Origin of the sequence: Pseudomonas sp. W17 (assembly GCF_040268305.1) — a bacterium.
GTDB classification, from domain to species: domain Bacteria; phylum Pseudomonadota; class Gammaproteobacteria; order Pseudomonadales; family Pseudomonadaceae; genus Aquipseudomonas; species Aquipseudomonas protegens.
Window position 1 is genome coordinate 1,626,197 of record NZ_CP158490.1, and the last position, 23,267, is coordinate 1,649,463.

Here is a 23,267-nt window from a genome sequence, read left to right on the forward strand (position 1 = left end):
ATCAGACCAGGCCCAGGGTCGCGGGCCGGGAACCGGGGAACACCGCCTGCACCTGAGCGCTGGAAAGCCCCCAGGTAGCGCCCAGTAGGCCGCCGAGCAGATCCCGGTAGTTGTTGAGCACCGGGTAGTCGCGGTTCTGCAGCAGGCTTTGCGCGTTCACCGTCACTTGCTCGCCGGCCAGGCGCCCGCCGCGAATGCTGCCGCCCAACACCCAGTACACCGTGCCATGGCCGTGGTCGGTGCCCCGGGCGCCGTTCTCGCGAAAGGTCCGGCCGAATTCGGAGACCACGACCACCAGGCTGTCCTTCCAGTGCTCGCCCATGGCCTCGGCATAGGCCGCCAGCCCTTGCCCGAGATTGGCCAGGTTGCTGGCCAACTGGCCCTGGGTGCTGCCCTGGTTGACGTGGGTATCCCAGCCGCCGACATCGACGAAGCCCAGGCGATACTGCTCGCGCATCAGGCCGGCCATGCGCCGGGTCTGGGCGGCGAAGCTCTGTGCATTGGCCGCCCCGCGATTGGCTGCGAGCATCTCTTGCTGCAGCTCCCGGGAGACCTTCTGGCGCAGGGCCAGTCCATCGCTGGCCGCGGCGGCATAGGGCGTGTGCTGGTACATGGAGGCCAGAATCGCTGCCTGGCGCTCATCGAAGGGCGTCTTGCCGGCGCTGCGCAAGGACAGGTTGGGAATCTCCTGGCCGCCCTGGAAACTCAGGGGCAGGGCGTCGGTAAAGGCGATAGGCGCGCTGTCGGGCACCTGCCGCGCCAGGCGTGCGAGGAACCCCGAGTCGTAGCGCCGGTGCTGCTGGCTCGGCTGGCCGGCCTCGATAGTGTCCTGGGTCTGGAAGTGGCTGCGGGACAGGTCGTCGGTGCCGGCAAAGGGCACGAAGGCGAGTTCCTGGCGCTGCCACAGCGGGTACAGCGAATCGCGCAGCACCGGGTTCAGGCCCCAGTGGCTGTCCAGCGCGATGGCGCTCTGCGGGTTGTGCCCATCGGGCCGGGCTATCGCCAGGGTCGGGCGCGACTCGTAGTAGAAGTCGCTGCTGTAGGGCACCAGCAGGTTGTTGCAGTCATAGCCGCCGCGCAGGAACACCAGCAGGGTGCGCGGCGCCGAGGCCGGTGCGGCGAACAGCCGGGCACAAAACGTCAGGCTGGGCAGGGCGGCGGCTGCGATCAACAATTGGCGACGATTCATGACGGCTCCTGGTCAGGTGGGGCGCTCTCAGCGATTGTTGAAATCCGGCGAAGACAGCAGGAAGGTGTTCCATTCCTGGGGGGAAACGGCCTGCTCCAGGGCGTTGCGGGTGGTGCTGGAGAGATAGGGGGCGATCGCCTGGTAATACATCGGCGTGGTGATCATGGGAAACCCCGGCCCCGGGACCTGGCTGCCCTCGGCGGTGAACAGCCGGTTGTTGCCCGAGCCCATGGCCCGGGCGATTTCAAAGCGCTTGGCCATCTGCCCGGAACTCGACCAGCCACTGGCTACCAGCGGCCAGCCGTCGGGAGTGATGCGCCCGAACAGCGGCTGGCCCATCTGATTCAGCCAGTTGAGCAGTGGTCGCGGGTTGGCCAGGGGCTTGCCGTCATAGGTCAGGCGCAGCGCCGAGACCACGAACTGTTGCGGGTCCTTGAATTTCCTGCCGGCCGCATGCAGCAGCTCCGGCGATTGCATCAGGGTGGCCATGACCTGGGCGATGTCGCCATCGCTGTCACTGAAGCTCTTGGCCATGCGCGCCACCAGCGCCGGCGGCGGCTCGTCCGCGACGAAGTACTGGGCCAGCTTGCGCGAGATGAACCGCGCGCAGGCCGGTTGCCGGGTGATGAGGTCCACGGCCTGGGTGATCTCGTCATACCCGCTGCCCCTGATGGTATGGCCCAGCAGGTGCTTGTCGCTGAAGTCGTGACGTTTGGGGTTGAACTGGAACAGGCCCTGTTGCACCACCAGGGGCTGCAGGTTGCGGGGAAAGTGCTGCTCGCGACCGTCCAGGGGCGCCAGCCCGGCTCCGGTGAGGATCAGCGCCAGCTGTTGCACGTCTTCCTGGCTGTAGCCGGCGTCGACGCCCAGGCTGTGCAGTTCCATCAGTTCACGGGCGTAGTTCTCGTTGACCTTGCCCCTGGCGTTGCTGCTGTTGTCCAGGTATTCGAGCATGGCCGGGCTTTGCAGGGTGGCCAGCAGCAGGTCCTTGAACTTGCCCAGGGCGTGGGGGCGGAGGGTGTTTTCAAGGTAATCGGCGGTCAGCAGCCGCACCCTGCCCTTGCCCTGGAACACGCTGAAATGGTTGAGCCAGAACAACACCAGTTGTTCCTTGAGCTGGTTGGGGCCGTAGACAGCTTGCAGCAGCACACTGGACTGAGTCTGTTCAGCCAGTTGGGCGGCGTACTGGCGCAGGTCTTTTTGCGCCTGGTTGCGCGCCTCGCCCTCGGGCATTGCCTTGATCTGTTCCTGGCGCTGCCGGAACTCCTCCAGCAGGGAGCGGGGCGAATCGTTCAGGGCCGGATAACTGCGCAACAGGGTGTCGATGGCCGGTGGCAACGGATCGTGCAGGCGATCGTCCAGTTGCGCCCTCAGCAGCTCATTGCGCCCCAGGGTGCGCAGGCGCTGGAGTTGCGCCGCGTCCAGGTCGAAGCCGTCACGCCGCAGCCAGGCGATGTCGGCGGCACTGGGCGCGTGAGGTTGTGCGGCGTGGGCCAGGATTGGCAGCAGCACAGCCAGGGCAGTCGCCAGGTACAGGCAGCGGGGCAACGGGGAAAGCCTTGGCATGGGCGGTTGGTCCGAAGTGAGAGGTCGCGGCCGATGGGATTTTCGCCGTCTGTCGCCAGGTTCAGGGCAGGGCGTGAGGCCTGTCCCGGCTCCCTGGGCAGCACAGCGGTATAGCGTCGCAGGCTACCAGAGGGTTGTTCCGGCTTTCAGTCGGCAATGCTCTAGGACAAGTGTTTCAACGCAGGGTTGGGGGGCTTGCCGTCGACCGTTCGTCCGACGGATGGAATTGGCAAGCACTAGTCACTGCGTCATGCTGTCGATGGATGTCGTAGTGCCACTACTTCAAGGCCCGACCCGGTTTCCGGGTGTCGTTCCATCCCTGCGTTGGTGAGATAGATTGGTGATGAGTGTGTTGATCCTGCCCGAGGCGCAATATGCCCGATAAGGCGCTGGCCGAGGAGCAGCGCCTGGCTGCCCTGTATGCCCTGGAACTGCTGGATACGGCCCGGTGCGAGCGTTTTGACCGCATCTGCCGGCTGGCCGCAGAGTACTTCAAGGTGCCCACGGCCCTGATCACCCTGGTGGACCGTGATCGGCAGTGGTTCAAGTCGCGGGTGGGCTTTACGCCCGAGCAGACCCCCATCGAGCAATCGTTCTGCGCCTATACCATCAAGTCCGGTGATGTATTCGAGGTGGAAAACGCCCGCCAGGATGTGCGTTTCCACGCCAATCCCCTGGTGACCCAAGACCCGGGCATCGGTTTTTATGCCGGCGCGCCGCTGATTACCTCCACCGGGCATGCGATCGGCAGCCTGTGCGTCATCGATCGCCAGCCCCAGCGCCTGAATGCTGCCGAGCGTCAGCAACTGCGCGACCTGGCATCCCTGGTGATGGAGCAGGTGGAGCAGCGTCAGCGCCTGACCCGGCGCGACCCGGTGAGCAGGCTGCCCAACCGTGAGCAATTTCAGAGCGACCTGTACGACCTGGCGGATGAGAACCCGGGAGAACGGCGCGTGCTGGTGCTGGTGGACGCGGTGGACATGACCGTGGCCCACGAGCTGACCCTGGCCATGGGCCTGGCGCCGTTCGAGACCATCGTGCGTTTCCTGGCCCAGCAACTGCTCGCCTACCTGGGGCGCCATGTGCGGGTGTATCACGTATCGGTCAAGCGCTTCGGCTTCCTGCTGCCGGCGGCTCCCGGGATCGAGCGCTTCCTGGAAGGCCTGGTGCGGCGCCTGCGGCGTCAGCCGCCAGGGCTGGAACTGCCGATGATTCCCGGGGTATGCGCGGGCACGGTGGAGTTCTCCACGGATCGCGACGCCGTGCCCGACGTGTTGCGCAAGGCCATGTTCGCCCTGGAACTGGCGACCCTCAACCGCAGCACCTGGGCGCCTTACGACGTGGTGCGGGACCAGGCCTACCGGCGAGCCTTCAACCTGGCCTCGGATATCAGCGAAGCCCTGGACAGTGGGCAGATCTACCTGATGTTCCAGCCGCGTTTCGCCCTGCCCGACGGCGCCCAGGTCAGCGCCGAGGCGCTGATCCGCTGGGATCACCCCTGGCTGGGGCCGATTTCACCGGCGGAGTTCATTCCGGTGATGGAGCGCAATGCGTTGATCCACCGCGTAACCCACTGGGTGATCAATGCGGTGCTCGGCAAGCTGCAGGCCTGGAGCGACGGTGAAGTGCAGCGCCTGTCGATCAACCTCTCGCCCCAGGATTTCGAGGACCAGGACATCGCTGATGTGCTCAAGGCGGCCTGTCGCCGCCACGGCATCGAACCCCATCGCCTGGAAGTGGAAATCACCGAGGGTGCCTGGTTGCGTTCCAACCCGCGGGTGCTGGACCAGTTGAGCAAGATCCGCGCCCTGGGCATGGATGTGGCCATCGACGATTTCGGTACCGGCTACAGTAACTTCGCCTATCTGCATCAGATTCCGGCCAACGTGGTGAAACTCGACAAATCCATGGTCACCGACCTTGAGAGCAGTGCCCAGCACCAGAAGATCACCCGCTCGGTCATCGCCCTGGCCCGGGAACTGGGCTACCGCACCGTGGCCGAGGGCATTGAAAGCTTCAAGTGCCTGCAGATGCTGCGCACCTTCGGCTGCGATGAGGCCCAGGGTTATTTCCTGGCCCGACCCATGGTCCAGGAAAAATTCCTGGCCCGCAGCGCGGCCCAGCGCTTTCCACTCCAGCAAGGCTACTGACTGCGGCTTCTGTAGCCGCTGTCGCAGGCTGCGAGCGGCCCGAAGGGGCGTTAAAAAACCTTGAGGGCGCCGCACCTCCTCACCGCTGCGCTGCCACCAGCAACAGCATCGGCCGCTCCCGCTCCTCTGCCAGCGCCGGAAGGTCCTCGACCTGCTGCGCCGTGGGGCCCCACTCCTGCACATGGCGCAGGTTGAAGCCGGTATCGATCAGCGTGTTGAGCAGCGTGCCTAGGGTACGGTGTTGCTTGATCACCCCTTCGGCCAGCCAGTGGGTCACCCGCTCGCCTTCCTGCTGGTAGCTGTCCACCGGCCAGGACTGGCGGCCCTGCGCGTCCACCTGCCAGCCCGGGTTGCGCGGTGCCATGAAGATCGGGTGCTCGATGGAGAACACCAGGCGCGCCCCCGGTACCAGGGCCGCATAGACCTGGGCGAACAGGCCGGGCAAATCCTTGATGTAATGCAGGGCCAGTGAGCTATAGGCCAGGTCGAAGCTACAGGCGGGCAGACGCAGTTGTTCCAGGTCCTCCTGCTGATATTGCACGTTGGTTGCCGAGGTGGTGGCGCGGGCGGTGGCCAGCATCTTCTGCGAAACGTCCAGGCCTACTACCTGGCGGGCACCGTGCTCGCTGGCCCAGCGGCTGAACCAGCCATAGCCGCAGCCCAGGTCCAGCACCCGCAGCCCGTTCATCGGTGGCAGCAGGGCTTGCAGGGCTGGCCATTCCGGCGCGGCGTCGAGGCCGCCGAGGGAGCGGCCCATCTGGCTGTAGGCGTGAAAAAAAATCGGGTCGTCGTAGATGTTCTGAGTCATGTCGGGAGGCTCTATCAGGTTCGTGTGCAGCCCTGGTGGGCAGGGAATGTCATGCAGTGGAAACGGCTGAGGGGCTTCTCCCTCGCAGGGCGCGACGCAGGTATCGTCGATGGCCGAGCAGGTGGTGCAGCAAAACAGGTCGGATATCTTAGCCAGTTTTGCGGGCCGGGCCATCGCCGGATGCTTTGCACGCCAGGATCTTCATCAGCACAATTGCCGGCCCGGGAACACCGAGTGTCCCCGGCCCCGAATTCGTACCCCAAGAGAGGCATCATGGGCAAAGCGAGAGTGACAGGCACGACGATCGAGGCGATCCGCGCGGCAGAGATGGCATTGGGGCGTACCTTGCCCAGCTCGTTCGCGCGCTGGTTGCTTGAGCACAACGGCAAGGCCCTGGGGGCGCTGGAGGTGTTTCCGGTCTTCGATGCCCGGGATCCGCGCAAGACCTGGGAGTCGATAGTCCGCCATTTCGAAGGCGGGTGGCGGGCCTGGCAGGACAACGTCTGCGCTGACCCGGCGGTGGTGCTCTGGTCCCATGAGACTGGCGCCACGTCCGTGGTTGCCGATGGCTATACAGCTTTTCTGGCCAGCACCGATCGGCCCGGGTAGGCACAAGGCTTGGGCTTGAATGGTCAGGTCTGGAGGGAGAGATCGTTGCGGTTCAACGACTGGGAAACTGCTTGGAGCTTCTGCGTGGGCACGCAGATTGGGGAAGTGGAGCGGGTGAAGGGAATCGAACCCTCGTTATCAGCTTGGGAAGCTGGAGTAATGCCATTATACGACACCCGCTCGAACGGCTGCCTTTGTACCAGATGTGGCCGTGGATTTGAAGTTTTTCTTTAGCTGACTTGTGCTTGCGCGCCGCTGACCTTCATCGCCAACCCGCCCCATACCGTGAAAACCGGGGTTGTCACGGTATGCAGGCGGCCTGCGAGGAGGGCTTTTCAGAGGGCTCGTACATGCTGCTCCTGGGCATGCGGGGCACGCGAACGGTTGTCGTACTGGCCCGGTTTGAGGAACCCCAGCAGGGCCTGGCGGGTGTCGCGGCAGGCGGCCTTGTGCTCCATGTCGAGAAAGTGCCCGGAGGCCTGGATGGTGCTGAAGCTCGACTGCTGCACATGGTTGGCGAACAGCCGGGCATCGTTGGCCGAGGTGTACTCGTCCCATTCGCCGTTGATGAACAGCACCGGGACCTGGATGTTGCGTGCGGCCCTGAGGTAGCACTGGCGATCACCATGGAGCACATGGTTGATGTGGAAGTGCATCTGCCCGTATTCATGTTCTGCCAGGCTGCTGACATGGCGATAGTTGAAGCGCTTGAAAAGCGACGGCAGGTGCTTGCCGATGGTGTTGTTGACCAGGTCGCCGACGCGATGGCCATCGCGGCTGCCGAGGTAGTCGACACCGCGTTCCAGATAGTCGCGCATCGGTTCGTTGATCACCGGCGAGAACGAGCTGATCACCGCCTTCTCGATGCGTCGCGGGCGCTGGGAGAGCGCTTGCAGGGTGGCGGCGCCGCCCCAGGAAAACGACAGCACATGTTCGGCGGCGAAATGCTCGATCAACTCCAGCAGGATCTGCCCCTCGACTTCCTTGGTGAGCATCCGTTCGTGCCTGTTGTGGGCCTTGGAGCGACCGGCATAGGGCTGGTCGTAGAGCACCACATTGAACTGCGGGTGGAGGTTCTTCACGGTCTGGGCAAAGGACGCAGTGGTGGCCAGTGAGCCGTTGACCAGAATGATGGTCTTGTCTGCGGCATCTGCGCGATAGAACTCCGTGTAAACCCGATACTGACCCTGTATATCCAGCACAGCGATTTCTGGCCTCATGTCATAAGACTCCTGGCAAGCGGGTATGCGCGCAACGTGAGTGTGCACGGGCAATGTGACAGGTAGGCATACGCCTGGAATCGGAGCCCATGTCGATCCGGTAAGGCAGGTCGACGGGTGTTGTTATAGGCGGGCGATTTGCCGGGGGAAGGCAGAGCAGGCAGGGCTCAGGCCGGCAAAGGGTTTCTTAGATGTGTGGTTGTGACTCGTCGGTCACAATTCGGCCGACGGACAGATTCAAGCAGGGCAACCGGGAACCTGCAAGGTCATTGGGCAAATTGTTCGACAGCTTCTGCCCAGCGGTCGTGTGGCGCGGCGCAACGCTCAGATCAGGCGTATTTCGGCGTCGCTCAGAGCACGGTATTCACCGGGGGCCAGGCGTTCGTCCAGCAGCAGCGGGCCCATGCGTTCGCGGTGCAGGCGCAGCACCTTGTTGTTGAAGTGGCCGAACATGCGCTTGACCTGGTGATAGCGCCCTTCGACGATGCTCAGCCGGGCGCTGCGGGGGCCGAGGATCTGCAGTTGAGCGGGCAGGGTGGTCAGGTCCTCGAAGGCGAAATACAGGCCACGGGCGAAAGTCTCGACGTACTCGGGGCCGATCTCCTGCTCGGTTTCCACGTAATAGAGCTTGGGCAGTTTGGTCTGGGGCTGGGTCAGGCGCCGCGACCAGTTGCCATCGTTGGTGATCAGCATCAGCCCGGTGGTGTTGTAGTCCAGGCGCCCGGCGATATGCAGATCCTGCGGGTCCGGCTCATGGATCAGTTCGAGCACGGTCTTGTGCTCGGGGTCGCGGGTGGCGCTGACGCAGCCCATGGGCTTGTGCAGCATGAAGTAGCGCGCCGGCTTGCCGGCCTGCAGCACTTCGTCGTCCAGCTCCACCCGGCTGAACTCGCGGACCTCGGCCTTGGGGTCGCTGACCGGCTGCCCATCGATGCGAATGCGTCGTTGCACCAGCAGCACGCGCACTTGCTGGCGGTTGAAACGGGGCAGGTTGCTGAGAAAACGGTCAATGCGCATGGTGATCGGTGGCTATCGGCTGGAGGGGCTCAGGGACGGGGCAGGGTAGCGGCGCGCATCTGCGCGTCGACCCCGGCACAGCGCGGGCACAGGCAGGCCTGGTTGCGCAGCTCCGGCGCCAGGGCTTCGATGATCGCCGGGTCGATGTCCACGCTGTAGCACCAGCAGGCCTGGCCGGCGCGGCGCGGGTCAGCCAGGGTGCAGTCGTTGCGGGCACCGCAGGCGGGGCAGAGTTCAGGTTCATTCATGGCTGGAGTGAGGCATTTCCACGCAGGTTCGATTGCGTCCGGTGTGCTTGGCACGGTACATCGCGTGGTCGGCACGGGACAGCAGGCTGTGCAGGGTGTCCTGGGCTTGCAGGCTGGTCAAGCCGATGCTGACGGTCAGTTGCAGCGGCTGCCCTTCATAGTGATAGCGCTGCTGTTCGGTGAGCAGGCGGATCTTCTCGGCGATGCCCAGGGCCACGCTGCTGTCGGTGTCCTTGAGCAGGACGATGAATTCTTCGCCGCCCCAGCGGCAGACGATGTCGGACTGGCGCAGGCAGCCCTGCAGATCCCGGGCGAAGCCACTGAGCACCTGGTCCCCGGCCAGGTGGCCGTAGGTGTCGTTGAGGCGCTTGAAGTGGTCCAGGTCCAGCAGCATGGCGCACAGCGGCGTCAGGTCGCGCCAGGCCTCTTGCAGGGCCTGGGCCGCCAGCAGGTCGAACCCGCGGCGGTTGGGCAGACGGGTAAGGCTGTCGAGGGTGGCCTGGGCTTCGATCTTGCGCTGATAGCGGCGCACCACGGCGCTGAGCAGGACCAGCACGATGGCGGTGATCACCAGGCAGATCAGCAGGTTCAGGTACAGCGACTGGCGGATGCTGTTGAGGGCGCCGTCTTCGCGTTTGTCGACGAACAGGTACCAGTTCAGCTCGGGAATGAAGCGCACATTGAGAAAGTGCCCCTGGCCCTGGGAATTGTATTCATAGCTGCCGCTGTGGGGCTTGGGCAATTGGCTCAGCAGCCCCTTGAGGCTGTCCAGTTCATGCAGCGACTGGCCGCTGCGGGCGCCCTGGGGGCCACCGTCGGCACCGGTGAGGACGATGCGGCCGAAGGCGTCGACGAAGTACACGCTGCGCTGGTAACGCTGCTGGTACTTGTCGATCAGCTTGATCACCGCATCCACGGTCAGGCCGACCCCGGCGGCGCCGATGAAGCGGTCCTGGTAGTCGTAGACCTTGTAGTTGATGAAGAAGGTCAGCTTGTCCTGGTTGGCCAGGTCCGGGTCGACGTTGATCTCGTAGGGCGTGCTCATGTCGCGTACGCGAAAGTACCAGGCGTCCCGGGGCTCATCGGCCTTGACCTTCTTCAGCACGCCCTTGGCCTGGTAGTAGGTGAGGCTGGTGTTGGAGACGAAGAACGCGGTGTAGGCGTCGTAGTGGGTCATGACCTCGTTGAGGTAGCGTGTCATCTGGCTCGGGTCGCGCTCGCCGGCCACCACCCAGTCGCGCATGAAGGTATCGCGGGCCATCATCGAGGAGATCAGCACCGGCCGCACCAGGTCCTTCTGGATTTCCGAGTACACGGTATCGGAGGTCAGGGGCAGTTCGGTATTGACGATGCTGTCGCGGATCGAATCCCGCGAGGCGTAGTAGCTGAGCAGCGAGGTGGCGAGAAAACCGCTGCCCAGCAGGGCGATCAGGACCAGAACCAGCGAGCGCTGGGAATACAGGAGAGAGCGGCGCGGCATGGTGATTCCGTGATAGTGGCCCGATGACGCATTCTAGTGGCACCGCGCGCAAATAACTCGTTCATCACGCGCCTGAATTGTCTCGACTTCGATACGTTTGCCAGGCGCTGGAAGGCCCGTGGTGAGCTCGTAGCAACTGGAGCCTGCAAGGCCGCCAAGCGGGCCCCGCCACTGGTCGGTGAAGTCATCGGGGCACTGCTGCGCGACGCACCGCAAAGGCTTTTTGCGGTCCTATGCAATGCCAGTCATGCCGTTTCGATTGGCGTCGTCCAGCGTCGCTGGTACGGCTTGCACGCGGTCCGGGAGGCCGCCATGTTCCGTCGAATCTTGCTCGGTGTTGTGCTTGGTTTGAGTCTGTCCGCCTGTGTGCCCTATTACGTCGAGCCGGGGTACTACCGCACTGACGTGTATGCGGTTCCAGGCCCCTATTACTACGGTGGCTACCCCTACTATGGAGGCGGCTACAGGCCTCACTACTATGACCGGCCCTACTATCACGGTGGCTACGGGCCGCACTACTACGGCGGCTACCGACGCTGGCACCACTAGCCGGTACCAAGGCCCGGACAACAGGCCACCGCCTCGGATGACAAGAGGCCAAGGGCCGAGAGTCGTTGCCCACAGCGCTGCCTTTGCCTGAGGCAGCGCTTTTTCGTGGGCGTGGAAAACCGCAGGAAAGGACGTCAGCAGCACTTGTTTCAAAGTGTTGCGCAAATCGCACCACAAGCGCTTTTCGCGGTCAGATATTGCGTCAGTCAGCCTGTTGCTGATTGCCGCCTGCCAGCGTCGCTGGCGAGGCTTCTTCGCGGTCCAGGAGGCCGCCATGTATCGTCGACTTCTACTGATTGCCTTACTGGGTTCGAGTCTTGCTGCGTGTGCCCCTTATTACGGTGGAGGCTCCGGCTACTACAGCTCGGAGGTCTACAGCGCTCCCGCGCCGGCCTATTACTACGGTGGCGGGTCTTCCTACTATTCCACGGGGCGCAGTTACTACCCTCCGCGCTACTACCAGCCCGCGCCGCGCTATTACCAACCGGCCCCGCGTTACTATCAGCCACCACGCGCGGTATACCGGCCTTATCCGAACCAGGGTTGGGGTGGGCATGGCCGGCCGAACAACTGGAGCAACCAGGACTGGGGCGGCCACGGCGGGCGTGACAATGGCGGGCGCGGCGATCACGGGCGCGGCGACCATGGCCACGGTGGCCGGGGTCATTGAGCCGAACCTTGTAGCCGCTGCCGCGGGCTGCGACAAGGTCCGCAGGACCTTCGGCGAATCCGTTGTCGCCGGGTCCCTTCGGGCACTGCGCAGCCTGTGACGATCTAGTAATCCGTCAGGTCCGCCAGGGGATGGCGACCTTCCCAGGCCTTGTGGAAATGCGCCTCCACCACGGCCTCGGGCACGCTGTTGATATCCGCCCAGTGCCAGTGCGGCTGGTGATCCTTGTCGATCAGCCGCGCGCGCACGCCTTCGGCAAACTCCGGATGCCGGCAGCAGTTCAGGCTCAGGGTGTACTCCATCTGAAATACCTCGGCCAGGGACAGGTAGCGGGCGCGGCGGATCTGTTCCCACACCAGGTGTGCAGTCAGCGGGCAGCCTTCGACGAGGGTCTTGGCCGCACGGCTGTAGAGGGCATCGCTGTGGTTGTGCAACTGGCTGATAGCCCGCCAGGCACAGGCCACGTCACTGACATCCAGCCAACTGTCGATCTGTTGCCGGCGCGGCAGCCATTGAGCGTCGGGCATCTGCTCCAGGGCTTCCTGTTGCAGGGCCTTGAGCAGGCTGTTGAGCTGCCTTGGGGTCTGTTCCTGCCAGTTCAGTTGCAGCAGGCCCTCGATCAGCGCCTCCTGTTGCTCATCGAGCAGGAAACGGTCGGCAAGGTTCAGGTCCAGAGCGTCGCGGCCGTTCATATGGGCGCCGGTAAGGCCCAGGAACAGCCCGAGCTTGCCGGGCATGCGCGACAGGAACCAACTGGCGCCCACATCCGGGTACAGGCCAATGCTGATTTCCGGCATCGCCAGGCGGCTGCTGGGGGTGACGATACGAATGCCTGCACCTTGCAGCAGCCCCATACCGCCACCGAGGACATAACCGTGGCCCCAGCAGATCAGTGGTTTGGGGTAGGTGTGCAAGCGATAGTCGAGGCGGTATTCCGCGGCGAAGAAGTGCCCCGCCAGCGGCGGCACTTCGCCGGGGTGGGCCAGGCAGGCCTGGGCCAGGCTGCGCACTTCGCCGCCGGCGCAGAAAGCCTTGGCGCCGTTGCCCCGCAACAGCACGCACACTACCTGCGGGTCCTTGGCCCAGGTGTCGAGGTGTTCGCTCAACTGCTGGATCATGGGCAGGGACAGGGCGTTCAGGGATTTTTCCGCGTCCAGGGTGGCAATGGCAATGCGTGCACCATCGGTGCCGGTGAGTTCTTCGACGTGCAGGTTCATCGTGACCTCGATGGGAAATTTAAGCGGTCAGTATGATCGCTGTAAGGGAAAGTGCCGGTTCTGTGTCAGATCAATTGACAAGCGAAGTGGGCTTTCCTAGGGTGCGGCCATTGTTTTTTCACGGGCATGGCCATGACTGCTGACGATCGTATCAAACTCGAACCGAGCTGGAAGGAGGCCCTGCGTGCCGAATTCGACCAGCCCTACATGAGCGAACTGCGGGAGTTCCTGCGCCAGGAACATGCCGCCGGCAAGGAAATCTACCCGCCGGGACCGATGATCTTCAACGCCTTGAACTCCACGCCGCTGGATAAGGTCAAGGTGGTGATCCTCGGCCAGGACCCCTACCACGGGCCGGGTCAGGCCCACGGGTTGTGCTTCTCGGTGCAGCCCGGGGTGCCCGCGCCACCGTCGCTGGTGAATATCTATAAAGAGCTCAAGCGCGACCTGAACATCGATATCCCCAACCATGGCTACCTGCAGAGCTGGGCCGACCAGGGCGTGCTGATGCTCAACACCACCATGACCGTGGAACGGGCGAACGCCGCTTCCCATGCGGGCAAGGGCTGGCAGTTCTTCACCGACCGGATCATCGAAGTGGTCAGCGAGCATCAGCCGCACCTGGTGTTCCTGCTGTGGGGCGCCCATGCCCAGAGCAAGCAGAAGCTGATCGACGCCACCAAGCACCTGGTGCTGACCTCGGTGCACCCTTCGCCCTTGTCGGCCTATCGCGGCTTTCTTGGTTGCGGGCACTTCAGCCGTACCAACAAATACCTCGAGCAGAACGGCGAGACGCCGATCGAGTGGCGCCTGCCGCCGTTGTAACCAGTGCTCGATGGGGAGGCTGCTTGGCGGCCACCCCACTCGCGACTTGAACCAAGGCATATCGGTAGCCGTTGCCGCAGGCTGCGAACGGCCCGTGGGGACGCGGCGGTGGTTCGGCCACTGAAGGTCCTTCGGACCTTGTCGCAGCCGGCGGCTACAGGGGGCCTTTGTTCCAGTGGCGGAACAGGGGCTCGGCGAGAAACAGCACGAACAGCAACCTCATGACCTGCATCGCCGTTACCAATGGCACCGACAGTTGCAGGACCTCGGCCGTCAGGCTCATTTCCGCAATGCCGCCGGGCATCATGCCCAGGGTCAGCGAGCGCAGGTCCAGGCGGGTCAGGGCGCTCAGGCCCAGGGCTGCGAGGCCGGCGATCAGCATGGTCAGGGCGGTGCCGATCAGGGTGCGGCCCATGAACGAAGGGGCCCGGCGAAAGAACTGGCGGTTGAAGTGGCAGCCCAGGCCGCTGCCAATCAGCCACTGGCCCATCTGGCTGGCGCCGTCGGGCAGGCCGACGTGCAGGTCCCAGGCGATGCTCAGTGTCGCGCTGAGCAGCAGGGGGCCGAACAGCCAGGGGTTGGGCTGGCGCAGGCGCTGCCAGAGCCAGGCCAGCAGGGCACCGGCCGGAAACAGCAGGGCCAGCCAGCGCCAGTCCACCGTAGCGGCATGCAGGGCGGGCGTGCCTTCCCCCAGCAGGTACTTGAACGCCGCCGGCACACAGAGCACCACCGTCAGTACCCGCAGGCTCTGCCCGGCCGCTACCCGGCTGAGCACAGCGCCGTTGCGCGCGCCGAGGTTGACCATCTCCCCGGAGCCGCCGGGCATGCTGGAGAAGAACGCGGTGGCCCGGTCCTCGCCGGTGCGCCGCAAGAGCCAGACCCCGACCACGCTGGACAGGCTGGTGACCAGGGCGCCGAAGAAGATCAGGCCGAAATGGCTCAGCACCTGCTCCATCACCTGTGGAGTGAAGTGCAGGCCTATGCCGATACCCACCACCCATTGCCCGCATTTGCGCCCGCCGGGGATTTGCGCCAGTTGCCAGGGCGTCAGGCAGCGCACCAGGATGATCGCCAGCAACGAGCCGACCATCCACGGCAGCGGCCAGCCGATCTGGCTGGCGAAGTAGCCGCCAGCCAGGCCCACCAGGGGCGTGCCCCACCACTGTTTCCAAGTGGATTCAGACATCGGCCACGGCACGTTGCTGGGCCGCGCGCTTGCGCCAGATACGCAGCAGCGGCATCAGCAGCATGATCACGGTCAGCACCCAGACCCCGACGGTGATCGGGCTCGACCAGAGGATCTCCATGGCGCCGTTGGAAATCGACAGCGCCCGGCGCAGGTTCTGCTCCATCAGGCCACCGAGGATGAAGCCCAGCAGCACTGGCGACAGCGGGAAGTCCAGCTTGCGCAGGATGTAGCCGAAGATGCCGATGCCCACCATCAGGAACAGGTCGAAGGTGGTGGCGTGTACCGCATAGACGCCGATCCCGGTAATGATGGCGATCACCGGCACCAGGGCCCAGTTCGGCACCGCAAGGATGCGGGTGAAGATGCGGATCATCGGAATGTTGAGGATCACCAGCATGATGTTGGCGATGAACAGCGAGGCGATCAGGCCCCAGACGATATCCGGCTGTTGCTGGAACAGCAGCGGGCCGGGGGTGATGTTGTACAGCGACAGGGCGCCGATCATCACCGCGGTGGTGCCGGAACCGGGCACGCCGAGGGTCAGCATCGGTACCAGGGCGCCACAGGCCGAGGCGCCGATGGCGGTTTCCGGGGCTGCCAGGCCGCGCTTGTCGCCCTGGCCAAAGGTGCCGCTGGCACCGGCGATGCGTTTCTCGGTCATGTAGGCCACGGCGCTGGCCAGGGTCGCGCCGGCTCCGGGCAGCACGCCCATGATGAAACCCAGCAGGCCGCAGCGGATGTTCACCACGAACACCGAGGCCGCTTCCTTGAAGTTGAACATCATGCGCCCGGTGGCCTTCACCGCTTCCTGGCCGCGATGGGTCTTTTCCAGCAGCAGGAGAATCTCGCTGATGGAGAACAGGCCCAGCACCAGCACCACGAACTGGATACCGTCGGTGAGGTGGATGTTGTCCCCGGTGAAGCGGTACACGCCGCTGTTGGCGTCGATGCCCACGGCCGACAGGAACAACCCGATCAGCGCGGCGATGAAGGTCTTCAGTGGCCGATCGCCGGCCATGCCGCCGAGGCAGACGATGGCGAACACCATCAGCACGAAGTACTCCGCCGGGCCGAAGGCGATCGCCCACTTGGCCAGCAGCGGGGCGAACAGCACCATGCCGCAGGTGGCGATGAAGGCACCGATGAACGAACTCCAGGCCGACAACGACAGGGCTACGCCCGCCAGGCCCTTGCGTGCCATGGGGTAACCGTCGAGGGTGGTCATCACGGTGGAGGCTTCGCCGGGAATGTTCAGCAGGATCGAGCTGATCCGGCCACCGTATTCGCAGCCCAGGTACACCGCCGCCAAGAGGATCAGCGCCGATTCCGGCGGCAGGCCCAGGGCGAAGGCGATGGGGATCAGCAGCGCCACGCCGTTGATCGGGCCCAGGCCCGGCAGCAGCCCGACCACGGTGCCGATCAGGGTGCCGGACAAGGCGGTGACCAGGTTGTAGGGGGTCAGTGCAACGCCGAAGCCCTGGCCCAGATAGCTGAGGGTATCCATATCAATTCTCCAGAACGTCGAGCAGGCCGAGGGGCAGGGGGACGTCCATGACCCGGTCGAACAGCCAGTAGAGGCCGACACTGAGCAGGCAGATGATCACCAGGCTGGGCAGCCAGCGGCCGCCGTACAGGCGGGCCATGGGCACGCCGATGAGAATGCTGGCGACGATGAAGCCCAAGGGCTCGAAGGCCCCGGCGAAGACCAGCAGCAAGGCCACGCAGAGGGCGATCTTGGTCAGGGTCTGCCGGTCCAGGGGCGGTTCTTCTTCGCTGTGCTTGATCGGCGCCGGGCGAAACAGCATGTACAGCAGGGCCAGGCCCATCAGCCCGAGCATCAGCAGGGGGAAGGCCCGCGGGCCCACCGGTTCGTAGGAAAAGGCCGCCTGGTAGGGCCAGGCCATCAGTGCCAGGCCGGCACAGGCCAGCAGCAACACCGCGGCGAAGAGACGTTGAACGAGCATGGCTAACTCCCGGGCCCGGCCCCCGATGCGCGAGGGCCGGGCCGTCAGAAAGGGACGGTCACTGGATCAGGCCGAACTCTTTGGCCAGGGTCTTGTAGTCGGCTACCTGCCTCTTCACATAGGTATCCAGTTCGGGGCCGGTCATGGCGAAGGGGAACAGCTCGCGCTGGTCACGCAGCTTGGCGAACTCTTCGGAGGCCAGCAGCTTGTCGAAGGCCTCTTTCCACCAGGCGTACTCCGCATCGCTGACCTTAGGCCCGAGGTAGAAGCCGCGTACCACCGGCCAGACGATGTCGTAGCCCTGCTCCTTGGCGGTGGGGATGTCTTTCATTTCCGGCTCGTCCAGGCGCTGCTCGGAGAACACCGCCAGCAGGCGCATGTCGCCGGCCAGGATATGCGGCATGGAGTCGGAGATGTCGGTACTGCCGACCTGGATATGCCCGCCCAGCAGGGCAGTGGCGATCTCGCCGCCGCCTTCCAGGGCGACATAGCGCAGGTCTCGCGGGTTGATCCCGGCGGCCTTGGCGATCAGCGCGGTCTGCATCCAGTCCTGGCTGCCGACGGTGCCACCGGAACCGATCACCACTTTGCTCGGGTCTTTCTTCAGGGCCTGGACCAGATCGTCGAGGTTCTTGTAGGGCGAATCGCTTTTCACCGCGATGGCGCCGTAGCTGGTGCCCACCGCCGCCAGCCAGCGCACCGCGCTTTCATCGAAGCGGCCGAACTTGCCCTGGGCCAGGTTCAGCAGCGAACCACTGGACCAGGCCACCAGGGTCCCAGCATCGGCCGGACGCTGGGCCACCACCGCGTTGTAGGCCACGGCCCCGACACCGCCGGGCATGTAGGTCACGCGCATCGGCTTGGACAGGAGTTTCTCGTTGACCAGGGCGCTTTGCGCCAGCTTGCAGGTCAGGTCGAAACCGCCGCCAGGGGAGGCCGGGGCGATGCATTCCGGGCGCTTGGGCTCGGCGGAGGCTGCCAGCAACTGGCCGGCGAACAGCATGCAGCCGGCGGCGAGGGCGAGTTTGCGCAGTGAAAGGTCCATGAGCGTCTCCACAGGAGTTGTTGTAGGTATGTCCGGGTCATCCCCGACCCGTTTTTCGTAGGAGCGTGATAGGGGGGGCTTACCACAGCGCTACGCTGTAGCTCACCAGCAGGCGTACTTCATCCGCATCGCGTGCCGAATAGTTGGAACGGTAGGTGGCGTTGCGCAGGCGCACGGCGACGTCCTTGAAGGTGCCGCTTTGCACTACGTATTTGACCTCGGTGTTACGTTCCCACTCTTTGCCGGTGTCGCCGTTCTTCAGGGCAATGTTGTCGCCGCTGAGGTAGCGGGTCATGAAGCTCAGGCCGGGGACTCCCAGCTTGGCGAAGTCGAAGTCGTAACGGGCTTGCCAGGAGCGCTCCTTGGCCCCGGCGAAGTCGTTGATCTGCACGAAGTTCACTAGGTATGGGTCGCTGCCATCGACGTAGGGGAAAGCGCTGTCGCCGGACATGTGCTGGTAGCCGGCGCTGAGTTTATGCCCGTTGAGGGCGTAGCTCACCAGGCCGTTGAGGGATTTGTTGTCGATCTTGCCGCCCCGGGCCTGGCCCTGGTCGTCGCTGATGGCCAGACGCAGGTCGGTGCCGAAGGTGCCCGGGCCCATGGGCTGGGAGGCTACCAGGCCGAGAAAGTGCTGGTTGTAGACATCGTCCAATTGGGCGAAGTGGTAGCTGCCGGTGATCTTGTCGGTGAACTTGTAGTCCAGGCCGCCGAAATTGAAGTGCTTGCCGGCCACGGTGCCGGCGAAGCGGCTGTTCTTGTTGTTGAGGCGGATATCCTCGTAGTTGCTGTCATCGCGGTCCTTGGCCTTGTCCAGGCGACCGCCGGTGAAGGTCAGGTTCTTGATCTCCCTGGAGGTCAGCAAGCCGCCCTCGAAGGTCTGCGGCAGGATGCGCCCGTCGTTGGGCTTGAGGATCGGCAGTTCCGGAATCAGGCTGCCGATTTTCAGTTCGGTGGCGGAAATCTTCACCTTGCCGGTCAGGCCGAGCTTGGAGTACTCGTTGGCCGCGCGCCCGTCATCGTGGGTCGGCAGCAGGCCGGTGCCGGTGCGGTCGGGGCTGGAGTCGAGCTTGACCCCGAGCATGCCCAGGGCGTCCAGGCCGAAGCCCACGGTACCTTCGGTGTAGCCCGACTGCAGGTTGAGCATGAACCCCTGGGCCCATTCATCGCGCTTGGACTGCTGGGCGCTGGTGCCGTCGCGAAAGTCGCGGTTGAAGTACATGTTGCGGGTTTCGAAGGTGGCGCTGCTGTCTTCGATAAAGGCGGCCTGGCTCAAGGGCGCGAAACCGGCAAGGGTGGCGGCGCTGGCAAGAGCAGTTGGGGTCAGACGGGAAAAACGCGCGGGCTGGACAGCCTGAGGGTGCGTGGATGGCATCCTGGAGTACTCCGTTATTGTTCTTATTTTGACGAAAACGCTTCGAGGCGTTTTGCGGGTCAGCGGCCTTCACGGCCAGGGCAGTCGAGACTGTCCGTGGCGGGACTCTAAAGGGCCAACCTTTCGCTAACCTTTCAGTGCACTTTCGTGGCTTTCGGGCTTCACAGCGGCGGTTGCGGCGGTACACTCCGCGCCAAAGAGCGGCGTCGATCCCCCCTGAAACGAGGTAAACAGCCATGCGAGTCCTGCTCGTGGAAGACCACCTGCAACTGGCCGAAAGTATCGCCCAGGCGCTCAAGAGCACCGGCCTGACCGTGGATGTGCTGCACGATGGGGTGGCGGCCGACCTGGCCCTGGGCAGCGAGGAATACGCCGTGGCGATCCTTGATGTCGGCCTGCCGCGCATGGATGGTTTCGAAGTGCTGGCGCGCCTGCGGGCCCGCGGCAAGAACCTGCCGGTGCTGATGCTGACCGCCCGCAGCGACGTCAAGGATCGGGTCCACGGCCTGAACCTGGGGGCCGACGATTACCTGGCCAAGCCCTTCGAGCTGACCGAGCTGGAGGCCCGGGTCAAGGCCCTGTTGCGCCGCAGCGTGCTGGGGGGCGAGCGCCAGCAGCGTTGCGGAGTGCTGACCTATGACCTGGACACCCGGCGTTTCACCCTGGGCGAGGAGTTGCTGACCCTGACTTCCCGCGAACAGGCGGTGCTCGAAGCCTTGATCGCCCGCCCCGGCCGGGTCATGAGCAAGGAGCAACTGGCCTCCCAGGTGTTCGGCCTGGACGAAGAGGCCAGCCCCGACGCCATCGAGATCTACGTGCACCGCCTGCGCAAGAAGCTCGACGGCCATGCGGTCGCCATCGTCACCTTCCGCGGCCTGGGCTACCTGCTGGAAAGCCGCGATGCATAAGCCCAGCAGCCTGCGCTGGCGCTTGCTGTGGAACCTAGCACTGCTGCTGGTGGTGCTGATGCTGGCCAGCGGCCTGAGCGCCTATTGGAACGGCCGTGAGGCCGCCGATACCGCCTATGACCGGACCTTGCTGGCTTCGGCGCGAACCATCGCCGCCGGCTTGTCCCAGCGCGATGGCAGCCTGAGTGCCAACGTGCCCTATGTGGCCCTGGACACCTTTGCCTACGACAGCGCCGGGCGCATCTACTACCAGGTCAACGACATCCATCAGACACTGATTTCCGGTTATGAGAACCTGCCCGGGCCGCCGCCCGGCACGCCGCGAACCGATGATTACCCGGCCCTGGCGCGCTTCTACGACGCCCGCTACCAGGGCCAGAACGTACGGGTGGTGAGCCTGCTCAAGGCGGTCAGCGAGCCGAACATGAACGGCATGGCGGAAATCCGCGTGGCGGAGACCGACGAGGCGCGGGTGGCCATGGCCCGCAGCCTGATGGCTGATACCCTGCTGCGCCTGGGCATGCTGGCCATCGGCGCCCTGGTGCTGGTGTGGTTTGCGGTGAGTGCGGCCTTGCGCCCCCTGGAACGCCTGCGCGGGGCGGTGGAAGAGCGCCAGCCGGACGACCTGCGGCCGTTGCCCCTGGTCTCGGTGCAGCGCGAACTGTGGCCGCTGGTACGCGCCTTGAACCATTTCACCGAGCGCCTGCGCGGGCAGTTCGAGCGCCAGGCGCAGTTCATCGCCGAGGCCGCCCATGAGTTGCGCACCCCGCTGGCTGCGCTCAAGGCCCGCCTGGAACTGGGATTGCGCGCGAGTGAGCCGGATACCTGGCGCGCCACTCTGGAAAGTGCGGCCCAGGGCACCGACCGCCTGACCCACCTGGCCAATCAGTTGCTGTCCCTGGCCCGGGTGGAAAACGGCGCCCGGGCGATCGCCGAGGGCGGGGCGCAGTTGCTCGATCTCAGCCAGCTGGCCCGGGAACTGGGCATGGCCATGGCGCCTCTGGCCCATGCCCGGGGCGTGGCCCTGGCCCTGGAGGCCGACGAACCGGTGTGGCTCAGGGGCGAACCGACCCTGCTCAATGAACTGCTCAGCAACCTGGTGGACAACGCCCTGGCCCATACTCCGCCGGGTGGCAATGTGGTGCTGCGGGTGTCACCGCCCGGGGTGCTGGAGGTGGAGGACGATGGGCCGGGCATTCCCCTGGAAGACCGTGACCGGGTCTTCGAGCGCTTCTACCGGCGCAATCAGCAGGGTGCGGGTTCGGGCCTGGGGCTGGCGATCGTCGGTGAGATCTGTCGCGCGCACCTGGCACAGATCAGCCTGCACGATGGCGAGCCGTCGGGGTTGAAGGTGCGGGTGAGCTTTACAGCCGGCTAGGGGATGCTCAATAGAGCATGGAGCGTGATTCTTCCAGGTCCAGGCACATGGCCTTGTTGTCCGGGTCTATCCCCAGCTTCTTGAAGGCCGGCACGCTGAAGTCGTCGATCCGCGACAGCGGGTGCTCGGTGTCCTTGTGGCAGTACAGGGTCGCCACCTGGACCAGGTCGACGTAGTCGATCCGGCTCGACTGGCGGCTGAAGTCCAGGTATTGCCCGGGGATCTCCACCAGTTGCTCGGGGAACTCCCAGACCCGCAGCAGCTTGTCTCCCAGCAACGGGTGGATGCGCTCGATCACGTGATTGAGGCTGACCGGGTCGGAGAGCAGTTCGTAGTGGTCTTCGGCGTAGGTAAGAATCGGCAGCACGCCGATCTGGTGCACCAGGCCGCCCAGGGCCGCCTGGTCCGGCTTGAGCTGGCTGTAGCTGCGGCACAGCGCATAACTGACCCCGGCCACCTCCAGGCTGCGGCGCCAGACATCGCGCATTTTCTGTTCCACCACTTCGGAGCGGGCGTTGAAGATCTGCTCCATCACCAGGCCGATGGCCAGGTTGCTGCTGTAGTTGACCCCCAGGCGGGTGATTGCCGTGTGCAGGTCGGTGACTTCCTGGGCCGCCCTTAGCAAGGGGCTGTTGACCACCTTGATCAGCCGCGCCGACAGCGCGGTATCGCGGCCTATCACCTTGCTCAGGGTACTGACGCTGATTTCCGGGTCTTCGGCGGCCTGGCGAATCTGCAGGGCCACCTCCGGCAGGGTTGGCAGAACCAGGTCATCGTTGCCGATGGCCTCCAGCAAATCCTGTTGGACCTTTTGCGCCAGCTCAGTCATGTAAGTTCTCTAGGGTGTTGCAAGAAAAGGCAGGCAATCAGCGCTGGATCTCGCGGTCGCGATCCAGCTGGTACGGCAGGTCCAGCAGTTGCAGGGTTGGCCCTTCGAGTGTTTCCAGGTGCAGTTCGCCCCCTTCCACCGCTTCGGCCTGCAGCACGGCCAGCAGTTCCACGCCCTGCTGCGCCCGGGCGGCCAGGACCACTTCGCCAATGGCGCTGTTGTGGCTGGGAGCGAACAGCGCAGTGCCTGGAACGGGGAGGGCGTCGCCAGGCAGGGCAAGGCGGTACAGGCGACGCTTGAGCTTGCCCAGGTACTGCATGCGGGCGACGATTTCCTGGCCGGTGTAGCAGCCTTTCTTGAAGCTGACGCCGCCAACGGCCTGCAGGTTGAGCATCTGTGGAATGAACAGTTCACGGGTCTCGGGCATGACTTGGCCGAGGCCCGCGCGGACTTGCCCCAGCAGCCACTGGTTCAGCTCGCCCTCGGGCAGTTGCGCGGCCAGTTGCTGGCGCAGGCTGGCGACGCGCTCGGCCGGCACCCAGAGTTCGGCGCGCTGGCTGGATACGCGCAAGGCGATCAGGCCATCGGCGCGGGCCACGGAGCCGTCTTCCTCGGGCAGCTCAAGGCCCAGACCGCTCAGGGCGACCTGGGCATCGGCCAGGCCGAAACGCGCCCAACTGGCGCTTTCGTCGGCAAGCTTGGCCTTGGAGAACACCGCGTACTTCTTCAGGTCCGCCAGTTGCGGCTCGATCAGCTCGCGGGCCATGGCCAGTAGGCAGCCGTCGCCTTCCAGAAGGATGCGGAAGCTCGATTGCATGCGGCCTTTCTGATTGCAGCGGGCGCCGAGGCTGGACTGGCTGTCACTGAGGTAATTGAGGTTGCAGGTCAACTGACCCTGAAGGAATTTGCTGGCGTCAGGCCCGCGGACAGCGAGCACGCCTTCGTGGGAGAGGGGGCAGAAAAAAGCGGAGTCAGCCATGGTTCATCGCAGGGTAAAAAGTCTGGAGCACATCATAAGGGGGCGCCCCTGAAAT

At 64.7% G+C, this 23,267-nt stretch carries 22 protein-coding genes and 1 tRNA gene; 7 read left to right on the top strand and 16 right to left on the bottom strand.

The window, feature by feature from the left end; genetic code table 11:
- Position 1: 1 nt before the first annotated feature.
- Together ABCR88_RS07410 and ABCR88_RS07415 are read right to left on the bottom strand one after the other, a co-directional pair.
- The gene (locus ABCR88_RS07410) at positions 2–1,189 is read right to left on the bottom strand and encodes a DUF1501 domain-containing protein (protein ID WP_072443248.1); all 1,188 of its coding nucleotides are present in this window, start codon (positions 1,187–1,189) and stop codon (positions 2–4) included.
- Positions 1,190–1,216: 27 nt separating this feature from the next.
- The gene (locus ABCR88_RS07415) at positions 1,217–2,755 is read right to left on the bottom strand and encodes a DUF1800 domain-containing protein (protein WP_350404296.1); all 1,539 of its coding nucleotides are present in this window, start codon (positions 2,753–2,755) and stop codon (positions 1,217–1,219) included.
- Positions 2,756–3,129: 374 nt separating this feature from the next.
- On the opposite strand from ABCR88_RS07415, the gene ABCR88_RS07420 reads away from it, so the two are divergent.
- A complete protein-coding gene (locus tag ABCR88_RS07420) occupies positions 3,130–4,905 on the top strand; it encodes a sensor domain-containing phosphodiesterase (protein WP_350404297.1) in 1,776 nt (591 codons plus the stop codon).
- Between the two features lie 79 nt (positions 4,906–4,984).
- Here ABCR88_RS07420 and ABCR88_RS07425 read toward each other — a convergent pair whose 3' ends face one another.
- Positions 4,985–5,713, bottom strand: a complete 729-nt coding sequence (locus tag ABCR88_RS07425) for a class I SAM-dependent methyltransferase (RefSeq protein WP_041116450.1) — start codon at positions 5,711–5,713, stop codon at positions 4,985–4,987.
- Positions 5,714–5,986: 273 nt separating this feature from the next.
- On the opposite strand from ABCR88_RS07425, the gene ABCR88_RS07430 reads away from it, so the two are divergent.
- Positions 5,987–6,322, top strand: coding sequence for an SMI1/KNR4 family protein (locus ABCR88_RS07430; protein WP_350404298.1), 336 nt, complete (start codon positions 5,987–5,989; stop codon positions 6,320–6,322).
- A 106-nt stretch (positions 6,323–6,428) separates the two neighbouring features.
- Here ABCR88_RS07430 and ABCR88_RS07435 read toward each other — a convergent pair.
- The 5 genes from ABCR88_RS07435 to ABCR88_RS07455 all read right to left on the bottom strand — a co-directional run bounded on the left by ABCR88_RS07435 (position 6,429) and on the right by ABCR88_RS07455 (position 10,287).
- Positions 6,429–6,502: transfer RNA gene (locus ABCR88_RS07435), tRNA-Gly, on the bottom strand.
- A gap of 155 nt (positions 6,503–6,657) precedes the next feature.
- Positions 6,658–7,542: an alpha/beta hydrolase gene (locus tag ABCR88_RS07440; RefSeq protein ID WP_350404299.1), complete on the bottom strand. Its 885-nt coding sequence runs from the start codon at positions 7,540–7,542 to the stop codon at positions 6,658–6,660.
- A gap of 324 nt (positions 7,543–7,866) precedes the next feature.
- Positions 7,867–8,559: a pseudouridine synthase gene (locus ABCR88_RS07445; RefSeq protein WP_015634506.1), complete on the bottom strand. Its 693-nt coding sequence runs from the start codon at positions 8,557–8,559 to the stop codon at positions 7,867–7,869.
- Between the two features lie 29 nt (positions 8,560–8,588).
- On the bottom strand, positions 8,589–8,807 hold the full coding sequence (locus tag ABCR88_RS07450) for a cysteine-rich CWC family protein (protein ID WP_325985651.1): 219 nt from the start codon (positions 8,805–8,807) through the stop codon (positions 8,589–8,591).
- Positions 8,800–10,287, bottom strand: coding sequence for a sensor domain-containing diguanylate cyclase (locus ABCR88_RS07455; RefSeq protein WP_350404300.1), 1,488 nt, complete (start codon positions 10,285–10,287; stop codon positions 8,800–8,802). The genes ABCR88_RS07450 and ABCR88_RS07455 overlap by 8 nt, the downstream gene beginning before the upstream one ends.
- Before the next feature lie 312 nt (positions 10,288–10,599).
- On the opposite strand from ABCR88_RS07455, the gene ABCR88_RS07460 reads away from it, so the two are divergent.
- Positions 10,600–10,836, top strand: a complete 237-nt coding sequence (locus ABCR88_RS07460) for a hypothetical protein (protein WP_232642682.1) — start codon at positions 10,600–10,602, stop codon at positions 10,834–10,836.
- Positions 10,837–11,110: 274 nt separating this feature from the next.
- Positions 11,111–11,506, top strand: coding sequence for a hypothetical protein (locus ABCR88_RS07465; RefSeq protein WP_065364737.1), 396 nt, complete (start codon positions 11,111–11,113; stop codon positions 11,504–11,506).
- A 104-nt stretch (positions 11,507–11,610) separates the two neighbouring features.
- Here the strand turns inward: ABCR88_RS07465 and ABCR88_RS07470 are convergent, their stop codons facing one another.
- Positions 11,611–12,723: an enoyl-CoA hydratase/isomerase family protein gene (locus ABCR88_RS07470; protein ID WP_041116463.1), complete on the bottom strand. Its 1,113-nt coding sequence runs from the start codon at positions 12,721–12,723 to the stop codon at positions 11,611–11,613.
- A 132-nt stretch (positions 12,724–12,855) separates the two neighbouring features.
- On the opposite strand from ABCR88_RS07470, the gene ung reads away from it, so the two are divergent.
- Positions 12,856–13,548 carry a uracil-DNA glycosylase gene (gene ung / locus ABCR88_RS07475; RefSeq protein ID WP_041120579.1) on the top strand — a complete coding sequence of 231 codons (693 nt, stop codon included), beginning with the start codon at positions 12,856–12,858 and terminating at the stop codon, positions 13,546–13,548.
- A 154-nt stretch (positions 13,549–13,702) separates the two neighbouring features.
- Here the strand turns inward: ung and ABCR88_RS07480 are convergent, their stop codons facing one another.
- From ABCR88_RS07480 to ABCR88_RS07500, 5 genes are all read right to left on the bottom strand, one after another.
- Entirely contained in the window at positions 13,703–14,734 is a 1,032-nt protein-coding gene (locus tag ABCR88_RS07480) for an AbrB family transcriptional regulator (RefSeq protein WP_350023715.1), read from the bottom strand.
- A complete protein-coding gene (locus tag ABCR88_RS07485; RefSeq protein ID WP_011059777.1) occupies positions 14,727–16,241 on the bottom strand; it encodes a tripartite tricarboxylate transporter permease in 1,515 nt (504 codons plus the stop codon). The genes ABCR88_RS07480 and ABCR88_RS07485 overlap by 8 nt, the downstream gene beginning before the upstream one ends.
- A 1-nt stretch (position 16,242) precedes the next feature.
- Entirely contained in the window at positions 16,243–16,701 is a 459-nt protein-coding gene (locus ABCR88_RS07490) for a tripartite tricarboxylate transporter TctB family protein (RefSeq protein ID WP_011059778.1), read from the bottom strand.
- A 58-nt stretch (positions 16,702–16,759) separates the two neighbouring features.
- Positions 16,760–17,746 (bottom strand): tripartite tricarboxylate transporter substrate binding protein, encoded by a 987-nt coding sequence (locus ABCR88_RS07495; protein WP_350404302.1) that lies wholly within the window; start codon positions 17,744–17,746, stop codon positions 16,760–16,762.
- A 79-nt stretch (positions 17,747–17,825) separates the two neighbouring features.
- Positions 17,826–19,118 (bottom strand): OprD family porin, encoded by a 1,293-nt coding sequence (locus tag ABCR88_RS07500; RefSeq protein WP_041116471.1) that lies wholly within the window; start codon positions 19,116–19,118, stop codon positions 17,826–17,828.
- 236 nt (positions 19,119–19,354) lie between these two features.
- Here ABCR88_RS07500 and ABCR88_RS07505 point away from each other — a divergent pair, with 236 nt between their 5' ends.
- The gene (locus ABCR88_RS07505) at positions 19,355–20,026 is read left to right on the top strand and encodes a response regulator (RefSeq protein ID WP_041116473.1); all 672 of its coding nucleotides are present in this window, start codon (positions 19,355–19,357) and stop codon (positions 20,024–20,026) included.
- Positions 20,019–21,404, top strand: coding sequence for a sensor histidine kinase (locus tag ABCR88_RS07510; RefSeq protein ID WP_011059782.1), 1,386 nt, complete (start codon positions 20,019–20,021; stop codon positions 21,402–21,404). The genes ABCR88_RS07505 and ABCR88_RS07510 overlap by 8 nt, the downstream gene beginning before the upstream one ends.
- Positions 21,405–21,411: 7 nt before the next feature.
- On the opposite strand, the gene ABCR88_RS07515 is transcribed toward ABCR88_RS07510, so the two are convergent.
- Both ABCR88_RS07515 and ABCR88_RS07520 read right to left on the bottom strand, forming a co-directional pair.
- Complete coding sequence (locus tag ABCR88_RS07515; protein WP_325985654.1) at positions 21,412–22,233, bottom strand: HDOD domain-containing protein; 822 nt, start codon at positions 22,231–22,233, stop codon at positions 21,412–21,414.
- A 37-nt stretch (positions 22,234–22,270) separates the two neighbouring features.
- Complete coding sequence (locus ABCR88_RS07520) at positions 22,271–23,212, bottom strand: folate-binding protein YgfZ (protein WP_041116481.1); 942 nt, start codon at positions 23,210–23,212, stop codon at positions 22,271–22,273.
- Between the last annotated feature and the right edge of the window lie 55 nt (positions 23,213–23,267).

Coding starts and splice junctions, on each gene's coding strand:
- ABCR88_RS07490 (WP_011059778.1), bottom strand. CDS start 16,701: ATGCTCGTTCAACGTCTCTTCGCCGCGGTGTTGCTGCTGGCCTGTGCC.
- ABCR88_RS07485 (WP_011059777.1), bottom strand. CDS start 16,241: ATGGATACCCTCAGCTATCTGGGCCAGGGCTTCGGCGTTGCACTGACC.
- ABCR88_RS07515 (WP_325985654.1), bottom strand. CDS start 22,233: ATGACTGAGCTGGCGCAAAAGGTCCAACAGGATTTGCTGGAGGCCATC.
- ABCR88_RS07420 (WP_350404297.1), top strand. CDS start 3,130: ATGCCCGATAAGGCGCTGGCCGAGGAGCAGCGCCTGGCTGCCCTGTAT.
- ABCR88_RS07450 (WP_325985651.1), bottom strand. CDS start 8,807: ATGAATGAACCTGAACTCTGCCCCGCCTGCGGTGCCCGCAACGACTGC.
- ABCR88_RS07465 (WP_065364737.1), top strand. CDS start 11,111: ATGTATCGTCGACTTCTACTGATTGCCTTACTGGGTTCGAGTCTTGCT.
- ABCR88_RS07445 (WP_015634506.1), bottom strand. CDS start 8,559: ATGCGCATTGACCGTTTTCTCAGCAACCTGCCCCGTTTCAACCGCCAG.
- ABCR88_RS07430 (WP_350404298.1), top strand. CDS start 5,987: ATGGGCAAAGCGAGAGTGACAGGCACGACGATCGAGGCGATCCGCGCG.
- ABCR88_RS07505 (WP_041116473.1), top strand. CDS start 19,355: ATGCGAGTCCTGCTCGTGGAAGACCACCTGCAACTGGCCGAAAGTATC.
- ABCR88_RS07510 (WP_011059782.1), top strand. CDS start 20,019: ATGCATAAGCCCAGCAGCCTGCGCTGGCGCTTGCTGTGGAACCTAGCA.
- ABCR88_RS07410 (WP_072443248.1), bottom strand. CDS start 1,189: ATGAATCGTCGCCAATTGTTGATCGCAGCCGCCGCCCTGCCCAGCCTG.
- ABCR88_RS07455 (WP_350404300.1), bottom strand. CDS start 10,287: ATGCCGCGCCGCTCTCTCCTGTATTCCCAGCGCTCGCTGGTTCTGGTC.
- ABCR88_RS07500 (WP_041116471.1), bottom strand. CDS start 19,118: ATGCCATCCACGCACCCTCAGGCTGTCCAGCCCGCGCGTTTTTCCCGT.
- ABCR88_RS07480 (WP_350023715.1), bottom strand. CDS start 14,734: ATGTCTGAATCCACTTGGAAACAGTGGTGGGGCACGCCCCTGGTGGGC.
- ung (WP_041120579.1), top strand. CDS start 12,856: ATGACTGCTGACGATCGTATCAAACTCGAACCGAGCTGGAAGGAGGCC.
- ABCR88_RS07520 (WP_041116481.1), bottom strand. CDS start 23,212: ATGGCTGACTCCGCTTTTTTCTGCCCCCTCTCCCACGAAGGCGTGCTC.
- ABCR88_RS07470 (WP_041116463.1), bottom strand. CDS start 12,723: ATGAACCTGCACGTCGAAGAACTCACCGGCACCGATGGTGCACGCATT.
- ABCR88_RS07460 (WP_232642682.1), top strand. CDS start 10,600: ATGTTCCGTCGAATCTTGCTCGGTGTTGTGCTTGGTTTGAGTCTGTCC.
- ABCR88_RS07415 (WP_350404296.1), bottom strand. CDS start 2,755: ATGCCAAGGCTTTCCCCGTTGCCCCGCTGCCTGTACCTGGCGACTGCC.
- ABCR88_RS07425 (WP_041116450.1), bottom strand. CDS start 5,713: ATGACTCAGAACATCTACGACGACCCGATTTTTTTTCACGCCTACAGC.
- ABCR88_RS07440 (WP_350404299.1), bottom strand. CDS start 7,542: ATGAGGCCAGAAATCGCTGTGCTGGATATACAGGGTCAGTATCGGGTT.
- ABCR88_RS07495 (WP_350404302.1), bottom strand. CDS start 17,746: ATGGACCTTTCACTGCGCAAACTCGCCCTCGCCGCCGGCTGCATGCTG.